Origin of the sequence: Henriciella sp. (assembly GCF_049649345.1) — a bacterium.
In the GTDB taxonomy this organism is placed as follows: domain Bacteria; phylum Pseudomonadota; class Alphaproteobacteria; order Caulobacterales; family Hyphomonadaceae; genus Henriciella.
The window spans coordinates 1-18,777 of record NZ_JBARZC010000227.1; the positions used below are offsets into that span (position 1 = coordinate 1).

16 protein-coding genes are annotated in these 18,777 nt (G+C 61.2%); 4 read left to right on the plus strand and 12 right to left on the minus strand.

Annotated elements, in window-relative coordinates; translation table 11 throughout:
• Window positions 1–5 precede the first annotated feature (5 nt).
• The 8 genes from WA989_RS05730 to WA989_RS05765 all read right to left on the minus strand — a co-directional run bounded on the left by WA989_RS05730 (window position 6) and on the right by WA989_RS05765 (window position 8,058).
• Window positions 6–353, minus strand: coding sequence for a hypothetical protein (locus WA989_RS05730; protein ID WP_424339547.1), 348 nt, complete (start codon window positions 351–353; stop codon window positions 6–8).
• Between the two features lie 151 nt (window positions 354–504).
• Entirely contained in the window at window positions 505–2,736 is a 2,232-nt protein-coding gene (locus WA989_RS05735) for a 3-hydroxyacyl-CoA dehydrogenase NAD-binding domain-containing protein (RefSeq protein ID WP_424339548.1), read from the minus strand.
• A 19-nt stretch (window positions 2,737–2,755) separates the two neighbouring features.
• Complete coding sequence (locus WA989_RS05740) at window positions 2,756–2,968, minus strand: hypothetical protein (RefSeq protein ID WP_424339549.1); 213 nt, start codon at window positions 2,966–2,968, stop codon at window positions 2,756–2,758.
• Window positions 2,969–4,174: an acetyl-CoA C-acetyltransferase gene (locus WA989_RS05745; protein ID WP_424339550.1), complete on the minus strand. Its 1,206-nt coding sequence runs from the start codon at window positions 4,172–4,174 to the stop codon at window positions 2,969–2,971.
• Between the two features lie 25 nt (window positions 4,175–4,199).
• Window positions 4,200–4,385, minus strand: coding sequence for an LPXTG cell wall anchor domain-containing protein (locus tag WA989_RS05750; protein ID WP_424339551.1), 186 nt, complete (start codon window positions 4,383–4,385; stop codon window positions 4,200–4,202).
• Between the two features lie 2 nt (window positions 4,386–4,387).
• Window positions 4,388–5,551, minus strand: a complete 1,164-nt coding sequence (locus tag WA989_RS05755) for an acyl-CoA dehydrogenase family protein (protein ID WP_424339552.1) — start codon at window positions 5,549–5,551, stop codon at window positions 4,388–4,390.
• Window positions 5,552–5,714: 163 nt separating this feature from the next.
• Window positions 5,715–7,496: an acyl-CoA dehydrogenase C-terminal domain-containing protein gene (locus WA989_RS05760; protein WP_424339553.1), complete on the minus strand. Its 1,782-nt coding sequence runs from the start codon at window positions 7,494–7,496 to the stop codon at window positions 5,715–5,717.
• Between the two features lie 82 nt (window positions 7,497–7,578).
• Complete coding sequence (locus tag WA989_RS05765; protein WP_424339554.1) at window positions 7,579–8,058, minus strand: MerR family transcriptional regulator; 480 nt, start codon at window positions 8,056–8,058, stop codon at window positions 7,579–7,581.
• A 217-nt stretch (window positions 8,059–8,275) separates the two neighbouring features.
• Here WA989_RS05765 and WA989_RS05770 point away from each other — a divergent pair, with 217 nt between their 5' ends.
• Window positions 8,276–11,848, plus strand: coding sequence for a peptidoglycan-binding protein (locus WA989_RS05770; protein ID WP_424339555.1), 3,573 nt, complete (start codon window positions 8,276–8,278; stop codon window positions 11,846–11,848).
• Between the two features lie 11 nt (window positions 11,849–11,859).
• Here WA989_RS05770 and WA989_RS05775 read toward each other — a convergent pair whose 3' ends face one another.
• On the minus strand, window positions 11,860–12,612 hold the full coding sequence (locus WA989_RS05775; protein WP_424339556.1) for a hypothetical protein: 753 nt from the start codon (window positions 12,610–12,612) through the stop codon (window positions 11,860–11,862).
• A gap of 164 nt (window positions 12,613–12,776) precedes the next feature.
• Here WA989_RS05775 and WA989_RS05780 point away from each other — a divergent pair, with 164 nt between their 5' ends.
• Window positions 12,777–13,607, plus strand: coding sequence for a hypothetical protein (locus WA989_RS05780; protein WP_424339557.1), 831 nt, complete (start codon window positions 12,777–12,779; stop codon window positions 13,605–13,607).
• Between the two features lie 4 nt (window positions 13,608–13,611).
• Here the strand turns inward: WA989_RS05780 and WA989_RS05785 are convergent, their stop codons facing one another.
• Window positions 13,612–15,240 (minus strand): cisplatin damage response ATP-dependent DNA ligase, encoded by a 1,629-nt coding sequence (locus WA989_RS05785; protein WP_424339558.1) that lies wholly within the window; start codon window positions 15,238–15,240, stop codon window positions 13,612–13,614.
• A gap of 28 nt (window positions 15,241–15,268) precedes the next feature.
• Here WA989_RS05785 and WA989_RS05790 point away from each other — a divergent pair, with 28 nt between their 5' ends.
• Window positions 15,269–15,709 (plus strand): PaaI family thioesterase, encoded by a 441-nt coding sequence (locus tag WA989_RS05790; protein ID WP_424339559.1) that lies wholly within the window; start codon window positions 15,269–15,271, stop codon window positions 15,707–15,709.
• On the opposite strand, the gene WA989_RS05795 is transcribed toward WA989_RS05790, so the two are convergent.
• On the minus strand, window positions 15,710–16,048 hold the full coding sequence (locus tag WA989_RS05795; RefSeq protein ID WP_424339560.1) for a hypothetical protein: 339 nt from the start codon (window positions 16,046–16,048) through the stop codon (window positions 15,710–15,712).
• Between the two features lie 62 nt (window positions 16,049–16,110).
• A complete protein-coding gene (locus WA989_RS05800) occupies window positions 16,111–17,142 on the minus strand; it encodes a ligase-associated DNA damage response exonuclease (protein WP_424339569.1) in 1,032 nt (343 codons plus the stop codon).
• Between the two features lie 124 nt (window positions 17,143–17,266).
• On the opposite strand from WA989_RS05800, the gene WA989_RS05805 reads away from it, so the two are divergent.
• Window positions 17,267–18,739 carry a serine hydrolase domain-containing protein gene (locus WA989_RS05805; RefSeq protein WP_424339561.1) on the plus strand — a complete coding sequence of 491 codons (1,473 nt, stop codon included), beginning with the start codon at window positions 17,267–17,269 and terminating at the stop codon, window positions 18,737–18,739.
• Window positions 18,740–18,777: the final 38 nt, after the last annotated feature.

Sequence of the window (18,777 nt, forward strand, 5' to 3'; positions counted from 1 at the left end):
ACCGACTACATCGCCGCTTCTGTGGTGGTCTCGGGCGCGTCGCATCCTTTTTCAGAATAGATCTCCATCAGATGCGAACGACGTTTTTCGACGAGTTCTTCAGCCTGGTCGGCGTTTAGATAGTTTCCGACAGCCGCTGGCCAGAAGAACACGACGGCTGCGACGTTGGCGGTGTTCACACCCTTATCGCCTTGCGCGTCGTCCATGACCTGATCGAGCTTCGCAAATTCGCCCTCGAGTTCTGTGCAGCTCATCTTGCGGTCGGTGGGCTGCTGAACAGCGACTTTTTCAGTCGTTGTGCAAGCAGTCGCTATCGCCGCCGCGAGTGCGGCGATCAGAACAGTCTTTTTCATATTTCCCTCTTTGTATTACCCAGGCCCCTTTCAACCTGTGGGGGCACCCTTGCCCAAGCGCAGATCATGAACAACTGGACACCCGTCACTTATCCACAACAAAAAAGCCGGGGCTCTGGGCCCCGGCTTCCTGTTGATATTGTTGCAGAACCTAGGCTGCGACTTTGGCTTTCACGCCGCCGGGAGGGAAGCGGTCATAGAAGCCTTCGCCCTTGGCCGCCATGTCCTTGAGAAGCTCCGGCACCTTGAAGCGCTCGCCATACTTCTCTTCCATTTTTGTCGCTTCCTCGACGAAGGGTTTGACGCCCCAGATCAGGTCGACATAGGAGCAGCAGCCGCCCGTATAAGGCGCAAAGCCCCAGGCGAGGATGGAGCCGATATCGGCATCGCGCGCGTCGGTGATGACGCCTTCCTCAAAGCAGCGGGCGACCTCAATCGCCTGGCGAACCAGGAACCGGTTGGTCAGGTGCTGCTTCAGCTCCGGTGGGCACTCGTCCACTTTCACATCCAGCTGCTTGTTGAGATCTGGCCAGAGCCGCTCAGGCTTGCCTTTCTCATTATAGTCGTAAAAGCCCTTGCCCGCCTTGCGGCCAACCCGGCCCTGGTCCTCGACCAGCCAGGCCAGGAACTGGGTGCGGTCATCGCTCTGGATGTCGGCGCCCATGGCTTCTGCGGTCGCCCGGGTCACTTTCAGCGCAGTGTCGAGACCAACCGAGTCCGAGACTTCCAGTGGGCCCATCGGCATGCCGGACTGGCGTCCCACATTCTCGATGATCGCTGGCTTGATGCCTTCAGAGAGCATCTCCATGCCTTCGCGCGTATAGGTGCCAAAACAGCGCGAGGTGTAGAAGCCGCGGCTGTCATTGACGGCGATCGGCGTCTTCCGGATGGCAAGGACGTAATCGATGGCCTTGGCAAGTGTCGCTTCGGACGTCTTCTCGCCTGAGATCAGCTCGACCAGCCCCATCCGCTCCACAGGGGAGAAGAGGTGGATGCCGATAAAGTTTTCCGGACGCTTCGAGGCCTTGGCGAGACCGGTGATCGGGAGGGTCGAGGTGTTCGAGCCGAACACAGCGTCCTCTCCCAGCATGGCTTCGGCCTGCTCGGTGATCTTGGCTTTCAGCTCTTCATTCTCGAACACTGCCTCGATGACGAGGTCTGCGCCCTTGAAGTCCTCGTAATTGTCGGTCGTGGTGATCAGGTCGAGCAGCTTGTCGCCCTTTTCCTTGGACGACTTGCCGCGTGAAATGTCCTTCTCGACAAGACGGCGGGAATAATCCTTGCCCTTCTCGGCATTCTCCTTGGACACATCGACAAGCACCGTCGGAATGCCCGCCTTGGCCTGAACATAGGCGATGCCTGCGCCCATCAGGCCGGCGCCGATCACAGCGATCTTGTTGAACTCTGTCTTCGGATAGCCGTCCGGCCGGTTGCCGCCCTTGGAGAGGGCCTGCGTCGACAGGAAGAGCGAGCGGATCATCGCTTTGGCTTCCGGGCGCGACTGGGTGTTGATGAAGTACCGCGTCTCGATCCGGAGGCCCGCATCGATCGGCACCTGAATGCCTTCATAGACGCAGGAGAGGATGTTCTTCTGGGCCGGATAATTGCCATAGGTCTTGGCCGCCAGCATCATGTTGGACATGGTCGCGACCTGGCCGGCGCCCGGGCTCTTGTGGACGACACCGCCTGGAACCTTGAAGCCTTTTTCGTCCCAAGGGGCTTTCGCCGTCGGATTGGCTTTCACCCATGCCTTGGCTTTCTCGACGACCTCTGCGCCGGGCGCGAGTTCATTGATGACGCCCATGCCGTGGCCTTCTTCGGCAGAGAAGCTCTTGCCCTGAAGGATCAGCGGCAGGGCGGCCTGAACGCCGACGAGGCGCGGCAGGCGTTGCGTCCCGCCAGCGCCGGGGAGAAGCCCGATCTTGGCTTCTGGCAGGCCGAATTGCTGTTTGGGATTGTCATTGGCTGCGACGCGGTAGTGGCAGGCAAGCGCCACTTCGAGGCCGCCGCCAAGCGCGAGGCCATTGAGCGCGCAGGCGACCGGCTTGCCGCAGGTCTCAAGTTCGCGGAGCGTCTTGTTGAGGGCAAAGCCCTGGTTGAAGCGCGCCTTCAGCTTCTCATCTTCGCTGAGATCGCTGGTATCGGCAGAGCCGGCCCGGTCGCCCATTTCGCCGAGGTCTGCGCCTGCGCAAAAGCCGGTTGGCTTGCCGGATGAGATGACCAGACCCTTGATCTTGTCATTCTCGGCGACCTCCTTGGAGATCGCGATAATGTCGGCGACGGCCTTTGCGGTCAGCGTATTCATGCTGCGGCCCGGCACGTCGAAAACGGCGTGGGCAATGCCATCGCCATCGATGTCGAATTTGAATGTTTCGAGTTCCATCTTTTCTTCCTCTGGAAAACTAGCTCTCAGAAGAGCTGTTCTCGTCTTTCCTGTCCTGATTGGTGTTCTGCTTGAGCATGGTCTTGCCAAAGGCGGGCGCGAGCCCGATGCCAATGGCGAGACCGGCGCCGAGAAAAGCCATGTTGCCGAGCGCTACGCCGAGGGCTGTGCCTATCGCAACGCCTACGCCGATGCCGGCGGGAAGGCCTTTTTCGAACGCCTCATTGCTCATCTAGACACGCTCGATGATCGTGGCTGTGCCCATGCCGGCACCGACACAGAGCGTGATCAGCGCAGTTTCCTTGTCGGAGCGCTCCAGCTCATCGACCATGGTGCCGAGCAGCATGCCGCCCGTGGCCCCCAGAGGGTGGCCGAAGGCAATGGCGCCGCCATTCACGTTCATCTTCTCGTGCGGAATGCCGAGAAGCTGCATCATCAGCATCGGCACAGCGGCGAACGCTTCGTTCAGCTCGTAAATGTCGATGTCGTCGACTTCCATGCCGGCTTTCATCAGCGCCTTGCGCGAGACGGCCGTCGGGCCGGTCAGCATGATGCCCGGCTCTGAGCCAATGGACGCCATGGACTTGATCCGGGCGCGTGGCTTCAGGCCGAATTTCTCGCCCATTTCCTTGGAGCCGAAGAGGACCGCCGATGCGCCGTCCACGATACCGGACGAATTGCCCGCATGGTGGACGTGATCGATGCTTTCCAGTTCCGGATAGCGCTGCTTGATGACCTCATCAAAGCCCATGCTACCCATGCCCGCGAAAGACGGGTTGAGCGAGGCGAGTGACTGCATCGAGGCATCGGGGCGCATATGCTCGTCATGGTCGAGGATGATCGCGCCCATCTGATCTTTCACCGGAACGATCGATTTCTTGAACCGGCCTTCTTCCCAGGCCTTGGCGGCGCGCTGTTGGCTCTCGACGGCATAAGCATCGACATCATCGCGCGAGAAGCCCCATTTGGTGGCGATCGTGTCAGCGCCGATGCCTTGGGGGGCGAAGTAGGTCTTGAGGGCGACTTGCGGGTCGGCGGACCAAGCGCCGCCTGCTGCGCCCATCGGGACACGCGACATGCTCTCGACACCGCCGCCGATGGCCATGTCTGCTTCGCCGGTCATCACTTTGGAGGCCGCCATGTTACAGGCTTCCAGGCCCGAGGCGCAGAAACGGTCCACTTGCACACCGGCTGTTGTCTCAGCGTAGTCTGCATTCAGGACGGCGATACGGGCAATGTCCGCACCCTGCTCGCCGACTGGCGATACACAGCCGAGCACGACATCGTCGACATTGCTTGTGTCCAGCTCATTGCGATCACGCACGGCCTGCAAGGCCTGGGTCGCGAGCGACAGGGCGGTGATTTCGTGCAGAGAGCCTGAGCTCTTGCCTTTGCCGCGCGGGGTGCGCACGGCGTCGTAAATATAAGCTTCAGTCATTTCAGGGGCTCCTTTCGGGGGGAATTCATAAATCGTTGTGTTTCAATTGGCGCAGGACAATGGCGCCGATAACAATTGAGGCGAGGCCGAGAAGGGCAGGGACATAGCCGTCTGCGCCTGCGGTCTCTGGCAGGCCAAACTCGACATAGGCGCCCAGGGCCATCGAAATGACGCCAAGAACAATGGACGCATAGCCGAGCCATTTCTGCATCCCTACATCGTCCTCGCGATCAGCATTTTCATCACTTCATTCGCGCCGCCATAGATGCGCTGGACGCGGGCGTCGGCATACATCTGGCCGATCGGATATTCGTCCATATAGCCATAGCCGCCATGCAGCTGCAGGCACTCGTCGATGATCTTGCACTGCAGATCGCTAATCCAGTATTTCGACATGGACGCGGTGGCCGCATCGAGTTTGCCTTCAAGCAGGAGCTCTGTGCAATGGTCGGCGAAGACCTTGGCGACCGTCGCTTCAGTCTTGCATTCAGCGAGCTTGAATTGCGTGTTCTGGAAGTCCCAGATCGAGCCGCCAAAGGCTTTGCGTTGCTTGACGTACTCGACTGTCTCGGCAATCGCACGCTCGATCATGCCGACGCCCTGCAGGCCAATGACATGGCGCTCCTGCGGCAGTTTCTGCATCAGCTGGACAAAGCCCTGACCTTCCTCGACGCCTAGCAGGTTCGATGTTGGCACGCGCACATCATTGAAGAACAGCTCTGAGGTATCGGCGGCCTTCTGGCCGATCTTCTCAAGATTGCGGCCGCGCTCGAAGCCTTCGACCTCATCGGTCTCGACCACGATCAGCGAAATGCCTTTTGCGCCCTTGGTCGGGTCGGTTTTGGCGACCACGACAATCAGATTGGCGGTCTGGCCATTGGAAATGAAGGTCTTCTGGCCATTGATGACATAGTGATTGCCATCCTTCTTCGCGGTCGTCTTGACCGCCTGAAGGTCTGACCCGGTGCCGGGCTCAGTCATCGCAATGGCGGTCACGAGATCGCCGGACGCCATTTTCGGCAGCCACTTTTTCTTCTGCTCTTCAGAGCCGAAAGCCTCGATATAGGGTGCGATGATAGCGTTATGCAGCGTGACGCCGAAGCCGTCGATGCCCTTCCATTGCTGCTGTTCAATGATCACCGCCTCATGGCGGAAGTCACCGCCCGCGCCGCCATATTCGTCAGAGATAGAGGCACACAGAAGGCCCGCCTCGCCAGCTTTCTTCCAGGTCTCGCGCGGCACAAAGCCCTGCTTGCGCCACTCAGGCACATGCGGCTTGCACTCGCGTTCGAAGAACTGTCCGACGGCATCGGAAAAGATCGAGATTTCCTCATCCTGGCGCCAATTTGACGGGGCGACGTTGAGCACGTCCTGCATAGACCTTCTCCCAATTTGTCCGTGATCTGACGGCGATTGCCGTTTACGTTCACGTCAACATATAAAGCCCACGCTTCTGCGGCGCGAGTCCTCACGCAACGTCATGTTGCGGTGTTTGGGCCGTCCGAGATGTCGCACTCGGAACGGCCCTATTTCTGCTGCTCTAGAACCGCTCAGCCTCGAGCGCCATCAGCGGTTCTGCGCCGGTTTTCAGCTTGGCGAGATGTGCGCCCGTTTCCGGCAGGATACGGCTCATATAGTAGCGCGCCGTGACCAGCTTGTCGTCATAAAATGGGTCGGAGCCACGCTTCTCAAGTGACGTCTTCGCCATCTTTGCCCACATATAGCCGAGCGCCGTCAGGCCGAAGAGGTGGAGATAGTCGGTCGAGGCGGCGCCTGCATTGTTAAAGTCGCTCATCCCGTTCTGCATCAGCCAGGTCGTGCCTTCCTGAAGCTCTGCCTTGGCCGTCTTCAGCCCTTCGACGAACGGCGCCATGTCTTCATGGCCTTCATGCTCGCCGATGAAGTCATCCAGTTCGGCAAAGAAGGTGAAGATCGCACGCCCGCCCTTGGCCGCCAGTTTGCGGCCGACAAGGTCGAGCGCCTGGATGCCGTTCGTGCCTTCATAGATCAGCGTAATGCGGACATCGCGGACAAACTGCTCGACGCCCTGTTCGCGCGTGAACCCGGTGCCGCCATGCAGCTGAAGCGCGTCATTGCAGGCCTTGAGGCCGCGATCGGTCAGGAAGGCTTTCACCACCGGCGTCATCAGCGCCATATAGTCATCGGCTTTTTCGCGGACTTTCTCGTCCGGCGACTTGTGTAGAAGGTCGCCGTGCAGGGCCGTCCAGTAGGTGAACATGCGCCCGCCTTCAACGAAGGCTTTCGTGTCCATCAGCATGCGGCGGACATCCGGGTGCACGATGATTGGGTCGGCGGGCTTCTCTGGCGCTTTCGGGCCTGAGAGCGCGCGGCTCTGCAGGCGTTCGCGGGCAAAGTCGGCGGCGTTCTGATAAGCGACTTCGGCCTGGCTGAGGCCCTGAAGGCCAACGCCGAGCCGCGCTTCGTTCATCATCACGAACATGGTGCGCATGCCTTTGTGCTCTTCGCCGACGAGCCAGCCGGTCGCGCCGTCAAAATTCATCACGCAGGTCGCATTGCCGTGAATGCCCATCTTCTCTTCAAGCCCGCCGCAGCTGACCGGATTGCGCTCACCCGGCGTGCCATCTTCATTGACGATATGCTTGGGCACAACGAAGAGCGAGATCCCCTTGATGCCTTCCGGCGCGCCCTCGATGCGGGCAAGGACAAGGTGAATGATGTTTTCGGTCAGGTCCTGCTCGCCGCCCGAAATCCAGATCTTCTGGCCCGTCAGCTTGTAGCTGCCATCGTCTTGCGGGACGGCTTTGGTCTTGATCAGGCCGAGGTCGGTCCCGCATTGGGGCTCGGTGAGGTTCATCGTGCCGGCCCATTCGCCGGAGGCCATTTTCGGACCGTATTTGGCTTTCTGCTCGTCTGAGCCGCCGGCCATCAGAGCTTCATAAGCGCCTGAGGTCAGGCCCGGATACATGCCGAACGCCATATTGGCCGAGGAGACCATCTCGCTCAGCGAAATCGCCAGCAGGTGGGGCAGGCCCTGACCGCCATGATCGGCGCGCTTGGACAGAAGCGGCCAGCCATTCTCGACGAATTGCTTGTAGGCATCCGGAAAGCCGTCCGGCGTCTTCACCGACGCATCGTCGCTGCGCACGCAGCCCTGCTCATCGCCGATCTTGTTCAGCGGGAAGAGCACGTCTTTGGCGAACTTGCCGCCTTCCTGGAGGATCTGGTCGATAATGTCGGGCGTCGCATCGGCGAAGCCTTCGAGATTGGAATAATTCTGCAGGGCGAGCACATCGTGAAAGATGAACTGCATGTCGCGAACGGGGGCATCATAGCGCGCCATAGTCTTTGTCCTTTGAACCGGGAACGGCACCAGGCGGTGAGGCCCGGTGCACATTCAAATAATCAGTGAGAGCGTTGCCTGATCAGGCCTCGTCGAGCTGTTTCCTCGCCACCGCGTCATAGGCGGCGACACTGTCTGCATGATCATCCGGCGGGCCGATCTTGGCGAGATTGTCTTCCAGCCAGGCAATGCCCTTGTGAAGTTCGGTCAGGGCAACCTCGATGTCTTCGCGCTGGCTTTCCAGCTCTTTCACCTGGTTGCGGAACTTCTCGAGCGTCTTGCGCTTCTGGGCGCGTTCATTGTCGCCGAGGCCGTAGAGATCAAGGATTTCGCGGATATCGGCAAGCGGCAGGCCGAGGCGTTTCATGCGCACAATGATCGTGACGCGGGCACGATCGCGGTGCGAATAGACGCGGGTCATGCCATCCCGTGCAGGGTGCAGCATGTCCTTGTCTTCATAGAAACGGAGGGCGCGTGGCGTGATGCCGAATTCGCGGGCGAGTTCCGAGATCGTGTATGTGCGGCTCTCGGAAATGGAAATCGAAGAAGCTGTATCTGGCATGGCGCCTACTATGCTTCCGCTTTACGCGAACGTCAACGTCAATTAAGGGCTCGCGGCCCCAAGTCGCGGCCGGGCTGGCAGACACTGAATAAATTCACCGGCTTCGTTTACCTTTTTAACCGACAATTAATACGACGCGCCGCATTCCTTAACGGAGTCTATTGGCTGGGGGTGCGCCTTGCGCAACGGCCTGCAGGCAGATTGATGGAGTAGGCGTATGTCGAATTACGGCCCCTGGAGCGTTAAAGGGATAGATCAGCGCGCCCGCGAAGCAGCCCGTGAGGCCGCGCGCGAAGAAGGGCTGACGATTGGCGAATACATCAATCGCATGCTGCTGGAAGAGACCGCCGATGAGGCGCCGTCCGCGCGTGACTATCGCGAGCGACGCTATCCCCGCGCCGTCGAGCCCAATGAGCGTCCGCAAGGAGACTCATTCTCGGCCTCGGGCGGAACGTTCGATCGTCTGATCGCGCGCCTTGAGGCGGTTGAAGCCCGCTCGACCCTGGCGCTGACTGGCATCGACCAGTCGATTGTCGGCCTGGTTACGCGGCTGAACCGGATCGACACCAAGGCCGACACGGTCGCAGACAATGTCGAAACCACGCTCGAAGACCTGCGCGCGACGCACGATGCCTTGCAGCACAAGGTCAAGGCGATTGAGGAAGACGATAGCGGCGCACGCAATCTCGACACGCTGAAATCGCTCGAACAGGCGCTCGGCAAGCTCGCCTCTCATATCTATGACGAGAATTCCCGCCGCCAGGACGAGACTGACTCGGTTCGCGCCCGCGTCGAGACCGGTCTGGAGGACATGAATGACCGTGTGGCCGGCATGGAGCGCAAGGTCGAGACGACGCTGACAGACGCCGCACAGCGCGTCGAGAAGAAAGTCGAGCAGGCAGAACTGCGCGCCGAAGGCACAGCCAAACATCTCTCCGAACGGTTTTCAGAACTTGAGACCAATGTCTCCTCGCGTCTGGCCAAGATCGACAATTTTCAGGGCCGGGTCGGCGCTGTAGAAGGCGATGTCGCCGGTGCGCTGACCAGTATTGAATCGGTCATGACCCGTATGCAGGACCGCCTGCAGCGCGCCGAGACGATGACCAATTCGGCGATGACGACGCTGGAAAGCACATTCGAGAACCTGGACCAGCGTATCAATGCCATCGCCGAACAGGCCTCGCCTGAAAAGGCTGAAGAGCTTCGCAATCAGTTCGAGAGCCGGTTTGAGGGCCTTGCTGATGAGCTACGCTCGACGATTGAGGCGACGCGGACAGACCTGGCGCAGGAAATCGAGAAGGCGGCCGCGGCCGGTGCCTCGCCAGATGCGCTGAAGGATATCGAATCTTCCATCGGCTCGCTCGAACAGCGGGTGACGTCCGGCGAAGAGCGGTCCAACAGGGCGCTTGAGAACATGACCGAGCAGGTCGGCCGGATTTCCTCCGGGTTCGATACGCGTCTTCGCGAGGTTGAAGCGCGCGACCCGGCTGAGGCCGTCACTGAGGTTCGCCGCGACGTCGAGGCCCTGTCCTCCGAAGTTGCAGACCGGCTTGAAGCTTTCAGTACACAGAATGATGAGGTGATCGACAAGATCACCGGGCAGATGAAATCGCTGGCCGACGAATTTGACCGCCGCGTCGAGGACAGCGAACAGAGAAGTGCGTCTGCCATTGAGCAGGTCGGCGAACAGGTTGCCTCTGTCGCCCAGCGTCTGCAGGCCCGTCAGGACCGGTCGTTCGAGGATCTGCGCCAGAATCTGGAGGTTGCCCGCAAGAAGCAGGATGTCCGGCTTTCCGATGCGCTGAGCGGCGTCTCAGACCGTCTTGAGCGGATGCAGAACCAGCAGGTTTCCGCAATGTCGCCGGTCCAGAAGGCGATTGCCTCGCTTGCGACACGGCTCGAAGCGCTTGAAGACTTTACATCCCCGCCGCATGCCGAACTAGGGCAGGCAGAGGCCTATGCTTTCGAGACGCCGGAAGCGCCCGCTGCAGAGCCCGAAGACTGGGACATGTCAGACACGCCTGATCCTGCGGATGATGATCTGCATAAAGATGACCTTCAGCCTTCATCAGAGTACGGAGCTGATGCCGCAGACGACGCAGCGATCGGCGATGAGGATGAGGCCGACGATATGGAGTTCATGGCAGGCCTGCCTGAGCTTGAAGAAGTCGAGGCGCAGGACGACGAAGTTGATTTCGGCTTTGAGGATGAGATGTCCTTCGGGGAGGACAGCGCCGATTTTGCAGAGCCTGAAGAGGAAAATGACGAAAACGATCCACTGTCTGCCCTGGTCGAATGGGATGATGGGCGCGATGAGACGCGCGACAGCGACATTTTTGCAGACGAGGCCGAACCTTCTTTCTTCGAAGAAGAGTTCGCTGAAGAGGGCGCTGATGTCGAGCTTTCTGACGAGGCCGAGACCGGCGCTGACGAGGCTGAATTTGCCGTGCCGCTGGATGAGGATGAAGAGCCGGTCGACTATCTGACACGCGCGCGCCGCGCGGCCATGGCTGCCAATGATGGCAATGCCCGCAAAGCCACCACAAGGCATGTGCCGGGCGCCGAAACGCCGCGTAAGAAAAAGAGCAAGCTGCCGCTGGTCGCCGCCGTCTCCGTCGTCGCGCTGGCGACGGCAACCGCCGGGACACTGATCACGCTGCGCGGCCTCCAGGACGATCCGGGCAAGCCCGTTGTCATGTCGGGGCCTGAGACGTCTGCGGCATCTGGCGCCGAGGCAGAAGCGGCTGAGCCGGTGCTTAGCGAAGCTGACGAAGCGGCCATCGAAGACGAACTGTTCGAGGCTGACACGGTTGCAGAACCCGTCGGCATGACCGACCCGTCCGATCCGGTTGCCGAGATCGTTGAAGAGCCTGAAGCCACTACCGACCCCGCGCCGCCGGCCGACGCCGAAACAGCTGCCGCGCCCGCCGAGGCGCCTCAGCCGGTCGATTTCGCCGCCCTGCCCGAAATTCCGAACACGCCGACGCTCGAATCGTCCGCCTCAAATGGCGATGGCGCAGCCCAGCTCATGCTTGGCGAACAGCGCATTGATGCGGGCGATTATACCAGCGGTCCGACGCTGGTCCGCCGCGCTGCCGAAGCGGGCGAGCCTGCTGCACAATACCGCCTCGCCAAGCTGCATGAAAAAGGCCTCGGCGTGCCGCGCGATCTCGCCATGGCGCGTGAGTGGACCGAGCAGGCCGCCGAAGGCGGAAACGTCAAGGCGATGCACGATCTCGCCGTCTACTATGCTGAAGGCGATGGCGGCCCGCAAAGCTATGCTGCGGCGGCTGAATGGTTCCGCAAGGCCGCTGATTTCGGCCTGACAGACAGCCAGTACAATCTCGCCGTGCTTTATGAGGCCGGCCTTGGCATCTCGCCGAGCGCATCGGAAGCCCTTTACTGGTATGAAGTTGCCGCCCGGCAGGGCGATGAAGGCGCGCCTCAGAAAGTCGCAGAACTTCGCACCAGCCTCTCGCTTGAAATCGGCCAACAGGCCCAGCGCCGGGCTGCCGCCTGGTCACCGGCCCAGTCAGACGCCCGCGCCAATGGCCGCTTCGCCAGCCAGCCCTGGCAGACCAATCCGCGCGATCAGGTCCAGGCCATACAGACGGTCCTCGCCGCGCTCGGCTATGAGCCCGGCCCGGCAGACGGCATTATGGGGACAGGTACGGTCGCTGCGATCCGTGACTATCAGAGCGATAGCAGCCTGGAGGCCAATGGTCAGATCAGCCAGACGCTGGTCGACAGCCTGAACGCGACTGTCGAGGCAGCCGTCCAGACCGGCTAGTCCGCCGCGGGCTACTCGAAACTTGGACGTGCGCCGGAGGCAATACGGCTGCCAATGATGTAGGCGCCGGCGCAGGCCGCGATAAAGGCGAGCCAGTGCAGGTCGAGCCGCGTCCAGTTGTTCAGCACCACCCCTGACAAACCCCATGCCAGCGCGACATAGAACCACCAGCCGCGGCTGACCTGCGTGCGGTAGACCCATGCCAGCAGCCCCGCCGTAATCAGCGTGATCCACAGCGATACCCAGACCTGATCGCTGACGCCAAGCCCGCGAATATCGCGGACCAGTTCCGGCAGCGAAATCGACAAGGCAACGACAAGCCAGCCTGACAGAAGCCCGCTGACGAGGCCGGCAAGAAAGCGCTCGCCCGTGCCGTCCCATCCGCCCATGCGGTGCAACCGGTGTGAGGCCTCCCATGAAAAAATGAGGATTGGCAGCAGGATCAGCGCATTCAGCCAGTCATTGCCGAGCAGCTGAGCGCACACCATCCACGCCACATTCCCGGCGCCGGCAATGATGAGCGGCCCGGTCAGCCGCTCCGTCAGATAGCTCGGCCTGAACACTGCGAGCAGCGCAAAGCCGGTATAGGCCAGGAAGATCACGCCCCAGATCGAAAAGAAGATCCCGGGCGGCAGTTCCGGTGGAATGCCATCCGCTGTCGCGCGGAAGCCTTGGGTCTTGCCGAGCCCCAAAGCCGGCAGGCGCGGCGCGATCCATTGCAGGATGGCGACCGCCAGAAGCAGGAAAGCATTGCGGTTTTTCATGTTGGCAGCCCCTTCAGCTCTTCAATGCCCTGGATAAGTGGACCCGTCGATACGGGCAAGTTTTTGACGCCTGCGGCGCGGGCGCGTAAACTCCTGCCCAAGTGCTCGACATCGGTTGCAGAAAGCGCCTGGAGCACCCGGCGCGTTACAGTGGGGTACAAGTGATGACGACCAGACAACACATTGTGAGATCTCTCGGCGGGCTGTTAGCAATTTCCATCGCAGTTGCGCCCGGCGCACACGCGCAGGTGCAGGTGCAGAAGTTCAAGAAGCCCGTCGTAACCGTTCCGACGAAGCCGATAATCGAGAGGGCGGAAATCCAGATCAAGGACGCCAAACCGGAAGCTTCCGTTGTCGAGACGAGATATACGTGTCCGTCCGTCACCGTAGAGTTGAAGGTGGAAAACAAGGGCGACTGGGCGGTGAGCGGCGATGGCGCGCTGGGAGTGGTTGACCGAAAAATCCAGTCGAACAACGGCTTCACATATTTGAACTGTTTTTATGGACGCGACGGCAACAGGTTGGACAGAACCTCTGCGACGATAGAAACCGACAGAAGCGACAGGTTCTGCCGCTTGCATCCCACATCTGACAACTCTTTCGGATGCCGGCCGGAAGAGGATTGGCTCAACAAGAAAAGCGATGAATCCTTCGCGCCGTCCTACCGTGTGAACCTCGATCATGATCCGGGCACGTACGTGTCGCAGAATCCGGATGTCTGGTGGGGTGATACTCGTGAGGGGGGACAGATGCTGGCCGGCGAGGGTCGCGGGAAGATTGCGCTTCTGCGGGGGGAAGTGCCCCGCCGCGGAACATGCAGCCGCGCCACCGATACACCCGTCGACTCAATCCCGATTGCCCAGCTGACGCCGGGCACCGTGGTCTGCTATCGCACCGACAAGGACCGCTACGGCTACCTCATGGTTCAATCGCTTACCGGCGGCGCGGTGAAGACGCTCAATGTCACCGTGAAGACATTCGCCAAACTCGACTAAGCGATCAGACAGCCGGAGGAAGCAACTTTTCCAGCGTCTCAAGCCGGTCCGCCTCCGCGGCCGGCTTGTCCCAGCGGATGCGGTTGATCCGCGGGAAACGCATGGCGAGGCCTGATTTGTGGCGCGGGCTGCGCTGCAGGCCTTCAAAGGCGACCTCCAGAACCAGCCCCTTGTCTTCATTCGCCGTGACGGACCGGACCGGCCCGAACCGGTCAATCGTATTTTCGCGGACGAACTTGTCGAGCTGTTTCAGTTCTTCATCTGTAAAGCCGAAATAGGCCTTGCCGACGGGGGTGAGCTCCAGGCCCTCCTCGCCCTCGCGCCAGACGCCAAATGTGAAATCGGAATAAAAGCTTGAGCGCCGTCCATGCCCGCGCTGGGCATACATCATTACGGCATCGACCAGGAAGGGATCGCGCTTCCACTTGTACCAGGGACCTGTCGGCCGGCCGGCGACATAGACACTGTCCCAGCGCTTCAGCATCAGGCCTTCGATCTCGGGCGCGGGCGGATTGTTTCGGGCGTCCTCCAGCTTTTCCAGCGTGGTCACTGGAACGAGCGGTGAAAGATCCACGCGGTCGCTCCCGGCACGTTCGACGAAGCTTTCGAGCCGAGCGCGCCGCTCTCTGAAGGTCAGCGACCGCAAATCCTCCTCGCCTTCGACCAGAAGGTCGTAAGCGCGAACAAAAGCCGGGCGCGCTTCCATCTGCTTCTTGGTCACATTCTTGCGGTTGAGACGCTGCTGAAGCTCATTAAAGGGCGCAACGCCGCCATCGGGTGCGCGGATCAGCAGCTCGCCATCAATGGCGGCCTCGAAGTCCAGCCCGGCCAGAACATCCGGAAAAGTATGGGAAATATCGTCGCCTGTGCGTGTATAGAGACGACGCGTACCATTTTCAGAAACGGCCTGGACGCGGATTCCGTCATACTTCCATTCCGCCGCAAAGATCTCCGGGTCAATCAGGGCCGGGTCGACGGCATCCGGGTCATCGCGCTTGTCCTTGGTGACAAGCGGATGGGCCAGCATGACCGGTCTGTACGGCGCATCGATGTCCGGCGAAGGCTTGTCCGCCTTGCCGTCGAGCCAGTCGAACAGGCTTTCATAGGGCGGGGTCAGCCCGTGCCAGATTTCCTCGATCTCGGCCGGGTCGACGCCGCCCATTTCGGCAAGCGCGACCTTGGTCAGCCGCGCCGAGACGCCAATTCTGAGGCCGCCCGTCACCATCTTCAGTAGCGCCCAGCGCTGGCGCGGATCGAGCATGTCGAGATAGCCCGCGACCAGCCGCTCGCCCTGCGCCCGCGTCGCGCCGATCAGCGCCTCGACAACATCCTCGATTGGCGGCACGCGATTGGCCCCGCGCTGGCCGGGCCACATCAGACCGACGGTCTCTGCGAGGTCACCGATATAGTCATACGACATGCGGAACAGTTCAGGATCGACGCGCTCACTGATCAGCTTGCGGATCGTGCCCCCTTTGACGCCCGGCAGGTCGAGCTCGCCGGTCAGCACAGCCAGCGTCCAGCCCCGCGCCGGATTTACTTCACTAGTGAAGTAATTTACAAGAAGCGCAATCTTCCCGTTTCGCGACGGGGTCAGGATCAACCGTTCGAGAAGGTCTGAAAAGGCCTGCATGCGGAATAGATAGGAGGGGAGGCGAGGAATGACAGACAGCGAGGTGCCAGATGGCTTCGAGCGCCACTTCAAGACATCCGGTTTCACCGATCCGTGGGAGCCGCTCTATTCGAAACGCGCCCCGCGCAAGCTGATCCTGGGCGTACATATTGCCAATGCGCACTGCAATTCGCGCGGCTTCGCGCATGGGGGGCTGATTTCTGCGCTGGCGGACAATTCCATGGGGCTCAGCGCGGGTGAAGCGCTGCGCGAGGAGGGGCGGAGCGATGTCGGCGGCCTCGTCACGGTCAGCCTGAATACCGATTTCATCGGCTCGGCGCAGATCGGCCAGTGGCTCGAAGTCGACACGCATTTCGTGAAGACGGGCGGCTCGCTCTGCTTTACGGCCGCGCTTGTCCTCGCAGGCGGCGAGCCGGTCGCCCGGTCCAGCGCCACTTTCAAGATCATCAAGGCGCGCCAGGCGGGCTGATCACTGCGTCTTGTAGAACGTCCTTATTTCAAGGGTGCCGTCCGGCGTTTCGGTGACCACAACATCATATATCGCTCGCGCCTCAGGCGAGCCCGTCATTTCGACATGGACGTCATAGACGCCGGGGGCTCTGGCCCTTGCCGTGGTCGCGGACGCATCAACCATGGCGCGGGTCGGGTAGCGCTCGTAGATCTCGTCAAGGGCGGCGGACTTGGCTGCATCCTGTTTGGCTTCCGGCATGGCGACGGTTAATCCCGCCGGCTGTTTGTCAGCGCAATTGGCGCCCTGGCAGGCCGAAAGCGCCAGCGCTGCGACCCCTATCGTCACGAGCAGTTTCATATCGTCCTCCACCCTGGAAAGCGTGGAGTATGCGCCTCAGACGCGAATTCGCCTAATGAAGCCTAGTCCAGATTTTCATCCTCATAGCCGACCAGACGCAGCGGCCGCGCCTTGCGCCCTTCAAGCTCGGCCCAGCGAACGAGCGCATCCTCGCGCCCGTGAGTGATCCACAATTCCTCCGGATCGACCTCGCGCACCGTGTCTGTCAGTTCGTCCCAGTCGGCATGGTCTGAAATGATCAGCGGCAGCTCGACGCCAGACTGTTTGGCCCGCTGGCGCACACCCATCCAGCCGCTCGCAAAACAGGGCAGGGGGTCAGGAAAGCGCCGGCCCCACTTGTCATGAAAGGAGGAGGGCGGGCCGAGCACGATCTTGCCGCGAAACCGCTCCTGCGCGCCGCGCTCCTTCGTGTCGAGCGTCGCGGTTTCCAGCGGCCCCAACGCCACACCGTGGTCTTCGTAGAGATTGCAGAGCTTTTCCAGCGCGCCATGGATGTAGAGCGTGTCCTGATAGCCCGCCTCGCGGATCAGCTTGATCACACGCTGCGCCTTACCGAGTGCATAGACCCCGACAAGGTGCGTGCGCTCGGGGAACGTCGCGACACTGTCGAGCAGTTTTCTGATTTCACCCGCATCATCCGGGTGCTTGAAAACCGGCAGGCCGAATGTCGCCTCGGAAATGAACACATGGGTGCTCTCGACCGGCTCGAACGGGCGGCAGGTCGGGTCTCGGCGGCGCTTATAGTCGCCCGTGCACACCATGCGCAGACCCTTCCACTCGACGACGGCCTGCGCTGAGCCGAGCACATGGCCAGCCGGCGACATCCACACCGTCACGCCGTTCACCTCAACCGTTTCGCCATATTCGATCGCCTGCGTCTGCCCGGCAAAATCCTCGCCATAGCGCGACGCCATGATGGCCAGTGTCTCAGGTGTTGCCAGCACAGACCCGTGCCCCGCGCGCGCGTGGTCTGCGTGGCCATGGGTCACGACAGCCCGGTCCACAGCGCCCCGCACAGGATCGATATAGAAGTCGCCGGGCGGGCAGTAGAGCCCCTTGGGTGTCGGGCACAGGAGGAGGTCGGGCCGGATCATGCGATTCATATAGGGTTAAGAGTTCAGCCCTGTAGTTCCCGTTGTGCGCTGCCATGTTTCTGCCTTTTCGGCGTGTGACACACACGGTCTGAATAGTCCCTGATCTGAATGGAGCCTTTCGATCATGAAAAGACTGATTGCGCCTGTACTTGCGGCAGCATTCCTCGCCCCGTCCTTCGCCTCTGCCCAGGAGGGCGGCGACACTGAAATCATGCAGAAAGCGCTGGCCGCCGGCTACAAGGCGCTGTTCACCTGCTCTGCGACCTTCACGGCCGGCAAGTCGCTGAACGAGATCGATTTCAACGAACTCGATGGCATTTATGTCGACTATCGCAAGCCGATGCGCTCAACCTCTGAGCCGAGCATCAATGATCGCAACCGCACGGTCGCTGTGCGCTATGAGCGCGGCGAGCCGCCCCGCATTGCGGTCTGGCGCGATGGCTTTGGCTGCTCGCTCCTGCCGATTGGCGGCGATCCGAGCGCTGAGGACTGGCTGCCGCGCTTTGGCGGTCCGGTTCCGACGCTCCAGACCGATGTCTCGACGGCGGTCGGGTCAGACGTCAATCTGATCGATCCGACGTTTTATAATGTCCGCCTCGAGGCGCCCATGAACTTTGCCTTTGACGGCAACACCTATGGCCGCGGCACGCGCACAAGCGCTGTCGTCATCGTCAAGGACGGCCAGGTCATGGCAGAGCGCTATGGCCGCGGCATCGATGCCGAGACCCCGCAGCGCACCTGGTCTGTCGCCAAATCCCTCACCGCCACGATTATCGGCGCAGCCCTCGAGCAGGGCATGATGGATCTTGATTATCCCGCGCTTGTCGAGAACTGGACGGCTGGCGGAGACCCGCGCCGCAATATTACGCTGCGCGACACGCTCCAGATGGCGAGCGGGCTTGATTCCGGGATCACGGGCAGCCGCACCGACCGCACCTATTTTGGCGGCGCGCGGGTTGTTGACACTGCGCTCACTAATCCGCTGGAAGTCACCCCCGGTGAGCGGTTCAAATATTCGAACTATGACACGCTCGCTGCAATGCGGGGCCTGCGCGAAACGATCAAGGATGACCAGAAATACTGGCGTTTCCCGTATGAGGCGCTGCTGCACAAGATCGGCGCGCTCAACACCACGCTCGAAACCGACTGGGGCGGCGATTTCGTCTCCTCCTCGCAGGTCTGGATGACGGCGCGCGACATGGCCCGCCTGGGTCAGCTCTATCTCCAGGATGGCTATTGGGCCGGTGAGCGTATCCTGCCGCAGGGCTGGGCCGAATTTGTCTCCTCGCCAGGCTCGGCGCAGCCGGACCGGACGGACCCGTCCTCGCTGGGCTATGGCGCCAGCTTCTGGCTGCTCGACCGCTTCCCCGGCATTCCGAGTGACACCTATGCCGGCATCGGCAATCGCGGCCAGTATATGGTCATCGTGCCGTCGCTGGACGTCGTGATCGTGCGCCGCGGCTTCGATGTCGCCGATGGCGAACGCTTCAACATCGTGGCGTTCACCCGCGACGTACTGTCGAGCATCGACATGGCGACGTCCGATATCCTCGCGGCCCAGACGGCAGCGTCGGATCTGGAAATGCAGGGCAACTAGGGATGTCCAGACCGGCCTCGTGGTTCGACTTCGCTCAC

Coding starts and splice junctions, on each gene's coding strand:
- WA989_RS05730 (WP_424339547.1), bottom strand. CDS start 353: ATGAAAAAGACTGTTCTGATCGCCGCACTCGCGGCGGCGATAGCGACT.
- WA989_RS05735 (WP_424339548.1), bottom strand. CDS start 2,736: ATGGAACTCGAAACATTCAAATTCGACATCGATGGCGATGGCATTGCC.
- WA989_RS05740 (WP_424339549.1), bottom strand. CDS start 2,968: ATGAGCAATGAGGCGTTCGAAAAAGGCCTTCCCGCCGGCATCGGCGTA.
- WA989_RS05745 (WP_424339550.1), bottom strand. CDS start 4,174: ATGACTGAAGCTTATATTTACGACGCCGTGCGCACCCCGCGCGGCAAA.
- WA989_RS05750 (WP_424339551.1), bottom strand. CDS start 4,385: ATGCAGAAATGGCTCGGCTATGCGTCCATTGTTCTTGGCGTCATTTCG.
- WA989_RS05755 (WP_424339552.1), bottom strand. CDS start 5,551: ATGCAGGACGTGCTCAACGTCGCCCCGTCAAATTGGCGCCAGGATGAG.
- WA989_RS05760 (WP_424339553.1), bottom strand. CDS start 7,496: ATGGCGCGCTATGATGCCCCCGTTCGCGACATGCAGTTCATCTTTCAC.
- WA989_RS05765 (WP_424339554.1), bottom strand. CDS start 8,058: ATGCCAGATACAGCTTCTTCGATTTCCATTTCCGAGAGCCGCACATAC.
- WA989_RS05770 (WP_424339555.1), top strand. CDS start 8,276: ATGTCGAATTACGGCCCCTGGAGCGTTAAAGGGATAGATCAGCGCGCC.
- WA989_RS05775 (WP_424339556.1), bottom strand. CDS start 12,612: ATGAAAAACCGCAATGCTTTCCTGCTTCTGGCGGTCGCCATCCTGCAA.
- WA989_RS05780 (WP_424339557.1), top strand. CDS start 12,777: ATGACGACCAGACAACACATTGTGAGATCTCTCGGCGGGCTGTTAGCA.
- WA989_RS05785 (WP_424339558.1), bottom strand. CDS start 15,240: ATGCAGGCCTTTTCAGACCTTCTCGAACGGTTGATCCTGACCCCGTCG.
- WA989_RS05790 (WP_424339559.1), top strand. CDS start 15,269: ATGACAGACAGCGAGGTGCCAGATGGCTTCGAGCGCCACTTCAAGACA.
- WA989_RS05795 (WP_424339560.1), bottom strand. CDS start 16,048: ATGAAACTGCTCGTGACGATAGGGGTCGCAGCGCTGGCGCTTTCGGCC.
- WA989_RS05800 (WP_424339569.1), bottom strand. CDS start 17,142: ATGATCCGGCCCGACCTCCTCCTGTGCCCGACACCCAAGGGGCTCTAC.
- WA989_RS05805 (WP_424339561.1), top strand. CDS start 17,267: ATGAAAAGACTGATTGCGCCTGTACTTGCGGCAGCATTCCTCGCCCCG.